Origin of the sequence: Adhaeribacter terreus, from assembly GCF_042657365.1 — a bacterium.
Lineage (GTDB): Bacteria > Bacteroidota > Bacteroidia > Cytophagales > Hymenobacteraceae > Adhaeribacter_A > Adhaeribacter_A terreus.
Genome location: NZ_JBHSKT010000004.1, coordinates 183,239 through 195,680 on the forward strand (window position 1 = coordinate 183,239; position 12,442 = coordinate 195,680).

General features: G+C 45.8%; 14 protein-coding genes. 4 read left to right on the forward strand and 10 right to left on the reverse strand.

Features of this window, described 5'->3' with window-relative positions:
• Nucleotides 1-35: 35 nt before the first annotated feature.
• From porG to ACFPIB_RS08420, 10 genes are all read right to left on the reverse strand, one after another.
• Nucleotides 36-800, reverse strand: a complete 765-nt coding sequence (gene porG / locus ACFPIB_RS08375; RefSeq protein WP_378016985.1) for a type IX secretion system protein PorG — start codon at nucleotides 798-800, stop codon at nucleotides 36-38.
• A 30-nt stretch (nucleotides 801-830) separates the two neighbouring features.
• Entirely contained in the window at nucleotides 831-1,727 is an 897-nt protein-coding gene (locus ACFPIB_RS08380; RefSeq protein WP_378016986.1) for a DUF6089 family protein, read from the reverse strand.
• 134 nt (nucleotides 1,728-1,861) lie between these two features.
• Entirely contained in the window at nucleotides 1,862-2,740 is an 879-nt protein-coding gene (locus tag ACFPIB_RS08385) for an NAD kinase (protein ID WP_378016987.1), read from the reverse strand.
• Between the two features lie 3 nt (nucleotides 2,741-2,743).
• A complete protein-coding gene (locus ACFPIB_RS08390) occupies nucleotides 2,744-4,171 on the reverse strand; it encodes a POTRA domain-containing protein (protein ID WP_378016988.1) in 1,428 nt (475 codons plus the stop codon).
• A gap of 9 nt (nucleotides 4,172-4,180) precedes the next feature.
• Nucleotides 4,181-4,846: a CBS domain-containing protein gene (locus ACFPIB_RS08395; protein ID WP_378016989.1), complete on the reverse strand. Its 666-nt coding sequence runs from the start codon at nucleotides 4,844-4,846 to the stop codon at nucleotides 4,181-4,183.
• A 95-nt stretch (nucleotides 4,847-4,941) separates the two neighbouring features.
• Nucleotides 4,942-5,700, reverse strand: a complete 759-nt coding sequence (locus ACFPIB_RS08400) for an alpha/beta fold hydrolase (RefSeq protein WP_378016990.1) — start codon at nucleotides 5,698-5,700, stop codon at nucleotides 4,942-4,944.
• Between the two features lie 71 nt (nucleotides 5,701-5,771).
• Nucleotides 5,772-6,365 (reverse strand): anthranilate synthase component II, encoded by a 594-nt coding sequence (locus ACFPIB_RS08405; RefSeq protein ID WP_378016991.1) that lies wholly within the window; start codon nucleotides 6,363-6,365, stop codon nucleotides 5,772-5,774.
• Between the two features lie 181 nt (nucleotides 6,366-6,546).
• Nucleotides 6,547-6,978, reverse strand: coding sequence for a hypothetical protein (locus tag ACFPIB_RS08410; RefSeq protein WP_378016992.1), 432 nt, complete (start codon nucleotides 6,976-6,978; stop codon nucleotides 6,547-6,549).
• A 39-nt stretch (nucleotides 6,979-7,017) separates the two neighbouring features.
• Nucleotides 7,018-7,536: a CvpA family protein gene (locus tag ACFPIB_RS08415; RefSeq protein WP_378016993.1), complete on the reverse strand. Its 519-nt coding sequence runs from the start codon at nucleotides 7,534-7,536 to the stop codon at nucleotides 7,018-7,020.
• Between the two features lie 76 nt (nucleotides 7,537-7,612).
• Nucleotides 7,613-8,074, reverse strand: a complete 462-nt coding sequence (locus ACFPIB_RS08420) for a GatB/YqeY domain-containing protein (protein WP_378016994.1) — start codon at nucleotides 8,072-8,074, stop codon at nucleotides 7,613-7,615.
• 295 nt (nucleotides 8,075-8,369) lie between these two features.
• On the opposite strand from ACFPIB_RS08420, the gene ACFPIB_RS08425 reads away from it, so the two are divergent.
• The 4 genes from ACFPIB_RS08425 to ACFPIB_RS08440 all read left to right on the forward strand — a co-directional run bounded on the left by ACFPIB_RS08425 (nucleotide 8,370) and on the right by ACFPIB_RS08440 (nucleotide 12,194).
• Nucleotides 8,370-9,095 (forward strand): pyridoxine 5'-phosphate synthase, encoded by a 726-nt coding sequence (locus ACFPIB_RS08425; protein ID WP_378016995.1) that lies wholly within the window; start codon nucleotides 8,370-8,372, stop codon nucleotides 9,093-9,095.
• On the forward strand, nucleotides 9,085-10,119 hold the full coding sequence (gene mnmH / locus ACFPIB_RS08430; protein WP_378016996.1) for a tRNA 2-selenouridine(34) synthase MnmH: 1,035 nt from the start codon (nucleotides 9,085-9,087) through the stop codon (nucleotides 10,117-10,119). Before ACFPIB_RS08425 ends, mnmH begins: the two co-directional genes overlap by 11 nt.
• A 240-nt stretch (nucleotides 10,120-10,359) precedes the next feature.
• Entirely contained in the window at nucleotides 10,360-11,412 is a 1,053-nt protein-coding gene (gene selD / locus ACFPIB_RS08435; protein ID WP_378016997.1) for a selenide, water dikinase SelD, read from the forward strand.
• An 8-nt stretch (nucleotides 11,413-11,420) separates the two neighbouring features.
• Nucleotides 11,421-12,194 (forward strand): alpha/beta fold hydrolase, encoded by a 774-nt coding sequence (locus ACFPIB_RS08440; RefSeq protein ID WP_378016998.1) that lies wholly within the window; start codon nucleotides 11,421-11,423, stop codon nucleotides 12,192-12,194.
• The last annotated feature ends 248 nt before the right edge of the window (nucleotides 12,195-12,442 follow it).

Here is a 12,442-nt window from a genome sequence, read left to right on the forward strand (position 1 = left end):
TTAGGAAAACGGTAGCAATTTCTTACAAAAAACTGCTATTCAAGCGGGCTTGGTTTGGATCTGTACACTTTCGGGCATGGAATTTTGTAGAAAGTGTAGGATATACTGATGCCGTTGTAAAAGTACCAGTCGTTATCGTGTGGGTTGGCAAGCGGCAGCGGAGTAGCATCGCCGAGGTTATCGAGCAGGTCAGTAAAGATGAGGCGCGCGCCTATTTCCAGGCCTAAGTTCCAGTGGTGAGAAAGCGCATATTTAATACCTACCCCGGTTGGTACAGCAATAGAAAGCATGGCATTATTTCCTTCAACCAGATTAGCAACGGAGCCTTCAGCAATGCTAGCCTGTACCGAAGATTCAGTATTGGTTGAAGCATAAAACCCGGCAACATTCAGGAAATAATACGGTGTCCAGCGTTTACGCCGGCGAAGGTCATAAAAATCGAGAAAATTATATTCTAAACCTGCAGCCACTTCCAGCACGGTACCGCGCATACGGGCCTGGCGGAATTGGTTCAGGGGTAATTCAAAGTAATTATCAGTTCCGCCAATACCACCAAGCAAGGCACTCGCTCTTAATGTTACCGGTGCCGAAATATCGCGGCGGTAAAAAACCGTAACGGCTGGCTGGTTATTCCCGAACCGGTACTTAGGGGCAATTTCGCCCTTGTAATTAATGCCGCCTAAACCAATACCAAGCTCGCTGGTAATCTGATTTTTTTGAGCAAATGCCGGAACTACAAAAAAAACACTCCCTACTTGTAAACAAATAAGGAGTGCTATTCTAAAAATCTTTGATCTCATGCAGTAGTAAACGAACCTGAAGGCCCGTTATTATCTGAACTTCGGACTTCTTACGTTTGTAGGCAGAATGTAAGTCAGGTTGAAGCCTGTTACAATATACCAGTCTTTATCGGTTTTATCGCCACGCTGGAAACCAGGTGCATGCACAGATCTGTCGAAGCTGCGGTTTGCCATTTCAACAGCTTTAGGGCTTGGCAGGTCAGCATCAGATAATACGTAGTTTGTGCTTACATCATCCAGGTAATCGGTGAAGGTTTTTCTCCAGCCAATTTCAAAACCAAGATCCCAGTTTCTGTCCAGTTTATAACGAACACCGGCACCGAATGGAATAGCGATCTGTACTTTAGAATACTGATCCGGATAGTTCTTACCGTCACGGTCTGTTGCTAACTGGCCTTCTGTACCCAGTGGTTGCAGGGCTACAAAGTTACCGCTTGCATCCTCCGCTTTAGGGTTGTGCGCAAAAACCGCTACCCCTGCAAATGCATATGGAGACCAGTCTGGGCGTTTCAGGTAAGTACCACGGTTTTCGAACAGATCGACAGTACCAACCACGCTCAACTCCTTGATATCGTTGCGAAAGCGCAGGTTACGAACAAAACGCGGATAGTTTTCCGCTTCATTCTGAGAAGCACTTTTAGCATCGTCGCCGGTAATACGGCCCCAGGCCAAAGCAGCTCTTACGGAAATCCGGGGAGTAAAGCGGCGCATATAAGATACCCCGATATTTGGCCGGGTTGATTTGAAACGCAAGCTGGTGAAGTCAGCCTCCGGCACAATATCTCCGAAATAATTCATAGCGTTCAGGTGAACACCTACTGAACTATACGTTTTTTTCCGGGTGAACCGTTGTGCATCAGCATCTGTAGAAGCCACCAGTGAAAAAAACAGCACTCCTAGAACTGCGATGGAGCAAAAGTTTTTCATAGTTTTTAAAAGTTATATAATAATAAATCCCGATATAGCTATCCTAAATTAAGAGACCTTCAAAAGTAAGACTTTAGTCCGAAATATTCGCAAGAATTTTCAAATCTTTTCGCAAATTTTTCTTTAACGTAATCTTACTCGTTTCGTTTGTCTAAGCCCCAGTTTAATTTGCTGCGAAGCGTCGATAAAAAATTTACCTGGTTGATCTTTACCAGCCGGGCGTTAAAATTCTCACGGCGCACGGCAAGCTGCACACCGGTTTCCACAATTTTAGAACGCGAATCCAGCGAAACCAGGAAATTATTGCTACGACCTTCCACCTCAAACGAAATGACACTCTTATCTGACACCACCAACGGGCGCACATTCAGGTTATGAGGGCATACGGGCGATATCACAAAATTGTTTGTCTGTGGCAGCACTACCGGGCCACCGCAGCTTAGCGAGTAGCCAGTAGAACCTGTAGGTGTGGCAACCACCAGCCCGTCGGCCCAATACGAGTTCAGATATTCGCCGTCTATGTACGTATGCACCACAATCATAGAAGAAGTATCGGTTTTAACAATTGTAAACTCATTCAGCCCGAAATTCACGCCGTCAAAAATTTCCTGATCGGAATCAGCACGGATCAAAGAACGTTCGTCTATTACAAAATGACCTTTATACAAAGCATCCAGCGCCAGCGGAATCTGGTCGGAAGCTACCGTAGCCAGGAAACCCAACCGACCGGTATTGATCCCTAAGATCGGTATTTGCTTTGCTCCCACGTACGTTACGGTATCCAGAAGTGTACCATCACCGCCAATACTAAAGACGAAATTTACACCTTTTAAATCATCTCCCCTACTAAAAGTGCCGACATTTTCGGGTAGGGTCAGGCGATTTTCTAAGTAAGTTTTAAAATATTCTACAATGGTTATTTCGGCATGGCGCGAAACCAGATCATCGAAAAGCCCCTGCATGAACGGGATTATTTCGTCTTTAAAGGGCTTACCAAGTATTGCTATCTTCATTTTTTAAAACGGAAAAGCCGAATGTATAAACAACCCACGGTCGCCTTCACGGTTTATGGAATACTCCAGCGTTAGTACGCGATCGTAATACGTTACAATATGCAAACCGAAACCAGCAGCCATATTTAAGCGGTTTGTAAGATAATTGGTTTGCTCATAGCGATTCTCCAAAACGTAACCGGCGTCGGCAAACAAATTGAGGTACAAGGTAACAGGAATACGGTTGAATTGGGGATTTTTTATGAATTTAAGTTCGATCTGGTTCAGATCTAACAACTCGCGCGAAAGTCCGTTTTTGAAAACGCCGTAATGCTGCCCCCCTATTACGTAAAGCTCATAGCCCCGGATGTAACTTTTATAACCCAACGCCACATTATCGTAATACGCTAAATTCTGAGCCAGCCGGCTTTGCGCTTCCAGCGAATAACTGTAGTAGAATTTCTTTTTCAACGGCACATAATCGGAGAATTTTACCTGAGCGGTGGTATTGTGCTGGTTTCCGTTTACGGCAACTTGCTGGCTTAAACTTAACTGCAGGTAATGGCCGGAAAGTGGATAAGAAAAAGTGTTCCGAAAATTGAGCGTGCGGGTTAATTCAAATTCCAGGTATTTGCGGTTTTGCTGCTGGCTGAAGAATTCAGGATTTAAAATTAAGACCGAATCGGAAATTTGTTCCTGATGGTAGGATGTGGTGAAGGTGGTGCGTTTCTGGACGTTTTCGCGCCAGATTATGGAGCCGGAAGCATAGCGTTTTTGAATGGGAAATCTATCTTCCTGGCGCAGCGTGAGCAGTTCGTTTTCAATAGTATTATAATCTACGGAATGGCTTTGGTAAATGGAACCGCCCACGCTGAAACCTAGGTTGCGCTTTTTATTGAAGTACGGAACGGTGTAAAAAAGCTCGTATTTGCGGTTGAAACCGTGCTGAAAGTTGGCTTTCAGTTCTTCGTTGCGGCCCCGGAAATTATACTGCACCAGATGTAACCCGTAATCAATTCTATTAAAATCTTTCTTTTCCCACCAGGAGTTGAAGTTGCGATCGGCTAAAGAAAAAATGGGTACCGGAAATAAATACCAGCGTTCCTGCATTTCGAAAATGATGGTTAACCTTCCGTTCTGGCAAACGGTTTCGTAGCGCACCCACAAAAAAAGCTGCAGATTGAAAAGTCTTAAACGGTTTTGCTCCAAACGTTTTTCCAGGCCTTTTTCAGAAACTATTTCGCCTTCTTTGAAATCGAGTTCGGCGCGCAGCACGCGTTCTTTGGTTTTGCGGTTTCCTACAAAAGCAATGGCGGCAATTTCAAACTGATTGGTATCGGGACAAAGCTCGAGTTTATTTGGCGCAGTGGGCAGACTGCCCGGCAACTTTTTAGAAACGGTATCGGGTGGGGCAAAAAAAGTAAGGAATAAAGCAAGCAGGCAGTTCAGCACGAAAGCAAATTACATATTCAGATATTTCAGCAACAGATCGTAACGATCTTTATCGGCCTGGTTATCGGAGGTTTCCTGAAACTGCGCAATAATGCGGTAATCGAACCTTTCAAGCGTGGCGATGATGCGGGTAAGATCCGTGGTGTTTATTTTGAGCGTGAGCTTGATCTTGTACGGGTCCATTTCATCCGGCGAAACGTAGGCGCTCAGAATTTTGGCGTCGTTGCTTTCTACGTGGCGGCTGATCTGGCTCAGAGAATAATCGCGTTCGGGCATGGAAAGTACCAGAATTCCGCCCTGCCCCTGCAACGCCGACATTTGCCCGAAAGCGGCGATGGTATCGTTTACGGTTATAACGCCATAAAATTCCTGGTGCTCGTCTAAAACCGGTACTACCTGAATTTTATTCTTGATAGCCACTTCCATAACCCGGTAAAAGTGCTGGTTGTACATTACGTACACGTCGTCGTAACCGAATTTTATGTTTTCGAGGCTCTGGTAATTATGGTCTTTCTCGATGATATCGTCTTCGGTAATTAAACCGAGATAATGACGATTTTTTACCACCGGCAACTGATTTACGCGAAATTCTTCCATCCACTTCACGGCTTTCTCGGTAGAGTCGGAAAGCTTGAGCGGCGGGATCATCGGGTTTATCAGTTCTTCGGCAATCATAATTTAAATACGAATGGCGTGCAGTTAAAGGTCGGGATTAATACCGAAACTACGCACTTAAAGTTTGAGTTTTTTCACCTAAAACCCTACCGTTTTCACGGATGTTCGGCTAAGTATTTGGCTAAGATGCGGTTAAATTCTTCGGGATGCTCCATCATTGGCGCGTGTCCGCACTTGTCAATAAAATGCAGTTCCGAATTCTTTAGTAAACGGTTGAATTCGTGGGCTACAATGGGCGGCGTAATGGTATCATTTAATCCCCAAACCAAAAGCGTTGGCTTATCTATAGTCGTAATATCTTTGGACATGTTGTGGCGCTGCGCCGATTTGGCAATGGAAATTATGCGCAGGCACTTGGAGTTGGAATTCGTGATATCGAAAACTTCGTCGACGAGTTCTTTGGTGGCCACGTTCGGGTCGTAGAAAGTGTGCTTGGTACGCTCTTCCACGAAGCCGTAATTGCCGCGTTTCGGGAAGGTGCCGCCCATGGAATCTTCGAATAATCCGGAGCTGCCGGTAAGCACAATTCTTTTAACTTTTCCCGGATTTCTTAACGTGTAAACCAAACCTACGTGGCCGCCTAAAGAATTGCCTAAAAGCGTGAGGTTGCTCAGGTTTTTGAGTTTTACAAATTCGGAAATAAAATCGCTGAGGCCGGAAACGCCGGCTTTGGAAAGTGGCATTTCGTAAATGGGCATAAGCGGAATTACCACGCGGTAGTTATCTGAAAAGCCTTTAATTACGCCTTCCCAATTGCTTAACGCGCCGAACAAACCGTGTAAAAGCAACAAAACTTCGCCGCTGCCTTCGTCTATATATTGAAATTCGCCTTCCTGTTTTACCGTGAGTTCCATCTCGAAAATATTAACCCCACCCCTGCCCTCCTCTAAATCTGGGGAGGGAGATTATGGGCAGTTTTTTAGCTTTATCCGATATCGTTTTTGGCTAATTTACCGGACAATCCTGCAATACTAAGCCAATTTCGGAGTATATCCAAACCATACGTAGTAAGCAGGGCTTCCGGGTGAAATTGCACCGCAAAAACCGAATGTTCCACGTGCCGGAAAGCCATAAGTTCGCCGGCTTTTGTTTGCGCCAGCGGCTTTAAAGTTTCCGGCAAATTAGAAAGCAATAACGAATGATAGCGCGTAACCGGCATGTTGCAGGGCAAGTCTTTAAACAACGAATCGTCTTCGCAGGTTATTTCGGAAACTTTGCCGTGCATGGGTTTGCTTGCTTTTTCCAGTTTCGCGCCGTAAAATTCGCCTAATGCCTGGTGGCCTAAACAGATGCCTAAAATGGGCAGTTTGTTGTGATAATGCTGAATAACTTCCATTAAAACGCCGGCTTCGCCTGGTTTTCCCGGTCCGGGCGAAAGGATGATGCCGTTGAAGTTGTGCCTTTGAATTTCGGCTAAAGATACATCGTTGCGCAGCACCAATACTTCCTGGCCTAATTGCTGGAAATAGTCGCGCAGGTTGTAGGTGAAGGAATCGAAGTTATCAAGGAGGAGAAGCAATGTGAATTAATTATTCGATGTGCAGCCAAGTATATTTATTCTTGTCCCCAAATATAATACCACCACCTTCAGCAACGTGTAAAAAGATGGCATCATTTTTCAATTTTACTGAGTTTAAAGAATCAGGACCAATAATATCTCCTGACTTATCATCAACTAACGTTTGAGCAACAGTTTCGCCTTATGGTATCCTTTCGAAAATTTCAATCCAATCAAGGTCTTTCATTCCTTGAATTTCTGTTCCAGCCCCGTAAACTGTATATTCTTTATTAGCTCCGTTGTGAAGTATTAAGAGCCCTTTTTCAAAGGTTTTCTTATTGAAAATTAAGGCTGCAACATCTTTAAGGTTATCGTTATTAAAATTACCTTCAATAAAACTCGGTTTGGCGAAATCCGCTAGTTGATAAAGTTCATCAAGCTTTAATGATTTCATCTTTTCCGAAACCCAATCAGGAATTGATTCAATCCGCTTTTCAGGAACTATTGAAGAAGTATCAGCTATTTCAGGTTGATTTTCAATTTGATTTGATATAGTTTCTTGCTTAACCTCATTCTGGCAACCAGAAAAACCAGCAATCATCAATAAGACTAAACCTGATTTTAGCTTTTGCATTTTGATAATTTAAAGTGCGATTGAAGAAATAATTTCAGCTTAAAACAATCCCTTCAAAACACTCAGCAATGTTTTCGCAAAAGGCAGCACAAAACCGATCAGATCTAAAGCTAGCGGCGTTGCTTTTACCACGTACGGATAAATTACGGAAGTTTTGGAAGCGTTTTCCGCGATGCTGATGCCAGCCATTTGCGCAACGTAGAGCAGCAAACCCACCGCCATACACCATTTCAGCGCGCCGATGCCGGCTCCTAAAACGTTATCGAAAAGGCCCAGCGGCGTAAGGCCGATGACTTTTTTGAGCAAAATGCCTATCATTCTTACGCCCAAAATTATGAGCACAAAAACCACCAGAAAAGTAAGCAGCGGCAGCAAACCAAACACGTCGCCCACAAAGCTTTTCATTACGGGAATGGCCGCGTTCAGCAGCTTCAGGCCGCCTAAAAACCCGATGATGAGCGCTACCAAAGAAACAATTTCCAGCAGCAAGCCTTTGCGGAAACCCATAAATGCGCCGTAGGCGATCGGCACGGCCAGAAACCAGTCGAAAGTAGTCAAGGCAGGAAAAATTTAAAAATTCAAAATAAACCTCACAGATCTTAGAAACCTGTGAGGTTTGAAAACGGTTCAGAAATTAAACGTCGGTGTTGTTTAAAAGCGCGTTTACGGCGTTGGAAATGGCTTTCCCGTCGGCTTGTCCGGAAAGTTCGCGCGCGGCTACGCCCATTACTTTTCCTAAATCAGAAGGTCCGGTTGCGCCTACCCGCTGAATAATTTCGTATAATTTTATGCGCAGATCCCCTTCATCGAGTTGCGCCGGCAGGTATTCTTCAATTACAGCCAGCTCCGCCAGTTCCACTTCTTCCAGGTCCGAACGGTATTGTTTTTTATAAACTTCCGCCGATTCACGACGTTGCTTGGCAGCTTTGTTCAGCAGTTTTAATTCCGCATCCGGGGTTAAAGCTTCGGCAGCGCCTTTCTCGGTTTCAGCCAGCATGATCTGGCTTTTTATGCTGCGCAGGGCCTGTAAACGCACTTTATCTTTCGCCAGCATCGCTTGCTTAATATCGGCTTCAATTCTTTCTTTTAAGCTCATAGTTTTTATAATTTGGGAATTTAAAGATTTGGAAATAGATCAAATTCCGCCTCTCAGATCATTTAATTTTAAACAATGTAACAATTCAGCCAGTAAGCCATTTTAACACTTTTTTGGCCAAAAACCCTACCGTTTGGGAAAGTACGGAGAAAGCCATGAAAGATATAAATAAAAGGCCGTATTTTTGGTTTCGATTTTTAGACTGTTCGATATTTGATTATTCGATGTAAAAAAAGAATAATTAATATGAACCTTGTCGAACAATCGAACTTCGAACCATCGAACAATCGAAACAATGACCAAACTGAGCGTAAATATAAACAAAATTGCCACCATCCGGAACGCGCGCGGCGGCAACAATCCTGATCTGGTAAAAGTAGCGCTGGATTGCGAACGTTTCGGCGCCCAGGGAATTACCGTGCATCCACGCCCCGACGAACGCCACATTCGCTACCAGGACGTTTTCGACCTGAAAAAAGTAGTTACTACCGAATTCAACATTGAAGGCAACCCTACCCCGGATTTCCTGGAGCTGGTAAAAAAAGTAAAACCCGAACAGGTAACCTTAGTGCCCGATGCCCCCGACGCCATCACCTCCAACGCCGGCTGGGATACCGTAAAACACCAGGCTTTTCTGAAACTTACTATTAAAGAACTTCAGGACTTAGGCATGCGCGTTTCTATTTTTGTAGACCCGGTTGCCGAAATGGTGGAAGCCGCCAAAGAAACCGGTACCGACCGCATTGAACTCTACACCGAAGCCTACGCCAGCAACTATCTCAAAAACCGCGAAGCCGCCATTGGACCTTACAAAACGGTAGCACTTTTGGCTCAAAAACTCGGCCTCGGTTTAAACGCCGGCCACGATCTGGACCTCGACAATCTGAAATACCTGCACCAGCATTTACCGGGCTTGCTCGAAGTTTCTATCGGCCACGCCCTGATCTGCGATGCGCTTTACTACGGCCTGGAAAATACCATTCAGCTTTACCTTCGTCAGTTAGAAAATTTTGATCAATAGAATTCCCATTTCCGAAGTACTTCAACTCAAAGAAAACCTGCCGCTGCTGGATATCCGTTCGCCGAAAGAATTTGCGGCCGGCCATATTCCGGGTGCGAAGAGTTTTCCGCTTTTTTCGGATGAACAACGCCACCAGATCGGCACGGCTTACAAGCAAATTTCGCAGGAAAAAGCCGTTTTGCTGGGGCTGGATTTCTTTGGTCCGAACATGAGCACGATGGTGAAGCAAGCCAAAAAGCTGGCGCCGGAAAAAGAAGTTTTGCTGCATTGCTGGCGCGGCGGCATGCGCAGCCAAAGCGTGGCCTGGCTTTTAGATCTGGCCGGTTTCAACGTTCATTTGCTTGATTTCGGCTACAAAAGTTACCGCCATTTTGTGCTGGAGCAATTCGAGAAAACCTACCCAATGCTTTTAATCGGCGGCGCCACCGGTAGCGGCAAAACCGAAATTCTGCAGGAATTACAAAAACTTGGCGAACCGGTGATTGACCTCGAAAAACTGGCGAATCACAAAGGCTCTGCGTTCGGCAACATTGGCATGTCACCGCAAGGAACCATCGAGCAATTTGAGAATGATCTGGCATTGGAACTGGCCGCTTTAGACCGCAACAAAACCACCTGGCTCGAAGATGAAAGCGTGAGCATCGGCAAAGTGAACGTGCCCAAACCTTTCCACGAACAGATGCGCGCCGCGCCGGTTTTAAAACTCGATGTTCCACGGGAAATCCGCGTTCGGAAACTGGCCGAAGAATATTGTCAGGTTGAAAAGGAAGTACTGGCCGAAGCAATTCATAAAATCAAAAAGCGCCTCGGCGGTTTGGCATACCAGGAAGCCTTAGCCGCCATTGAAGCTGGCGATATGGAGAAAATGGTGGAGATCGCCTTGGTTTACTACGATAAAGCCTATCAGTTCGAGCTGGATCACAAAGAAAATATCCGGATCATAAACGTACCGCTGGAAACTACGAATGCAGCTAAAAATGCGGAGATTGTGCTGCAGTCGGCGAAGAAAAACGGTATGCTTTAGAGCTGAAAAAGTCAAAATAAAGAAAAGTCCCCCTTTGGAGGGGTTGGGGGAGGAACACTTTATTGAAGATTCGTATTACGAAGATTCTCCCCTTGAGGGGAGTTAGAGGGGTGTTTCTCTACACACGATCCCCCCCCGGCTCCCCTCAAGGGGAGAGTTTTGCATAACGTAAAAATCAACAAAAGTAAAAATCATCCCCCTACCCCCTCCGAAGGGGGACAAACGCAATAATTTAAGAAGATGACCGACCACGAAATAACCGAAATAAAACTTACCCAATACAGCCACGGCGCGGGTTGCGGCTGCAAGATCTCCCCGAAAGTGCTCGACCAGATTCTGCATTCCGCCATCGAAATCCCGAAGGATAAGAACTTGTTGGTTGGCAACGATTCGTGCGACGATGCGGCGGTTTATAATATCGGCAACGGGCAAGCCATCATTTCTACCACCGATTTTTTCATGCCGATCGTGGACGATGCGTTTGATTTCGGGCAGATCGCATCGGCGAATGCTATTTCGGATGTGTATGCAATGGGCGGAAAACCGTTGATGGCGATTGCGGTGCTGGGTTGGCCGGTAGACAAACTGGCACCGGAAGTGGCAAAACGCGTAATTGAAGGTAGCCGCCATTTGTGCCACCAGGCCGGAATTCCGTTGGCTGGCGGTCATTCCATCGATTCACCGGAGCCTATTTTTGGCTTGGCCGTAACCGGTATGGTAGCTATTGAAAACCTGAAGCAGAACAATACGGCTACCGAAGGCTGCGAACTTTACTTAACCAAACCGCTCGGCGTAGGCATTTTAACCACGGCGCAGAAAAAAGGAATCCTGCAGCCGGAACACGTACAAATTGCCCCTCAGCAAATGATGCAGCTGAATAAAATTGGCGCAGAATTAGGCAAACTCAACAGCGTAAAAGCATTGACGGACGTAACCGGTTTCGGACTTTTGGGCCACCTGGCAGAAATGTGCGAAGGCAGTAACCTGAACGCGGAAATTGAATTCAACAAAGTGCCGAAGATTCCGGAAGCTGAACAATACCGTTTGCAGAAAGCCATTCCCGGCGGCACCAACCGCAACTTCGACAGCTACGGCCACAAAGTTGGCGCCTTAACTGATGAACAAAAACACTACCTCTGCGATCCGCAAACGTCGGGCGGTTTGCTGGTGGCCGTTGAACCCGAAAACCGGGCAGAAGTTCTGGAAGTTTTTGCGAACTTTGGGCTGCATTTAGAACCGTTCGGGAAGCTCACAAAAGCCACCGGCGCAACCGAACGCATCCAAGTAAAGTAACTGAGCTTATGAAACTACATTTCCGCACCCTCGGCGAAGGCCAGCCTTTCGTAATTATGCACGGCCTTTTCGGCACTTCCGATAACTGGCAAACCTTAGGCAAGCGCTTTTCCGAAACGCATAAAGTTTACCTCGTGGATATGCGCAACCACGGCCGCACCGAACACAGCCACGAGTTTAATTACCAGCTCATGGCCGACGATATTCTGGAGTTTGTAAAACAGGAAAACCTGCAGAACCCCATAATTATGGGGCACAGCATGGGCGGCAAGGCAGCCATGAATTTCGCGCTGCAAAACCCGGAAATGCTGGAACGCTTAATTGTGGTAGACATCGCACCCAAAGCCTACCCGGTGCACCACGACCAGATCATCGAAGGTTTGAAATCGGTAGACCTGGCGAATTTAAAAAGCCGCAACGACGCCGATGAACAACTGAAAGCTTACATAGACGAACCGGATGTGCGGATGTTCCTGATGAAAAACCTGTACCGCAAGGAAGACAACTCCTTTGCCTGGCGCGTGAACCTGAAAGCGGTAGATGAAAATATCGAAAAAATGGGCAGTGAAATCACCTCAGATTCTCCATTTCTGAAGCCAACTTTATTCATCCGCGGCGGCAGATCGAAATATATCAAACCACAAGACGAATTCGACAGCATCTGTCACCTTTTCCCAAACGTAGAGATCGAAACCATTGAAGAAGCGGGCCACTGGGTGCACGCCGAAGCCCCGGATAAATTCTACGACATTGTAATGAATTTCCTGAAGCTGGTGAAGTAGGTTTTTAGACGTTGGTATCTGGATATTAGATATTAGACAAAGTATCAAGACATAAGACTTTTTTACCTGAAAACGGTAGCGTTTTGGGATAAAATAGTCAACATCACAAATGCTCGGATTACATTATTGCATCATCCCGAGCGCTAGCCGAGGGAACTATGGGGCCATATATCTGAATCAGCAAAGGAAGAAATTTTTCGCTCAGTTGCTCAAAATTCCATTGTAATCCCCATAAGTTTCTTCGACAA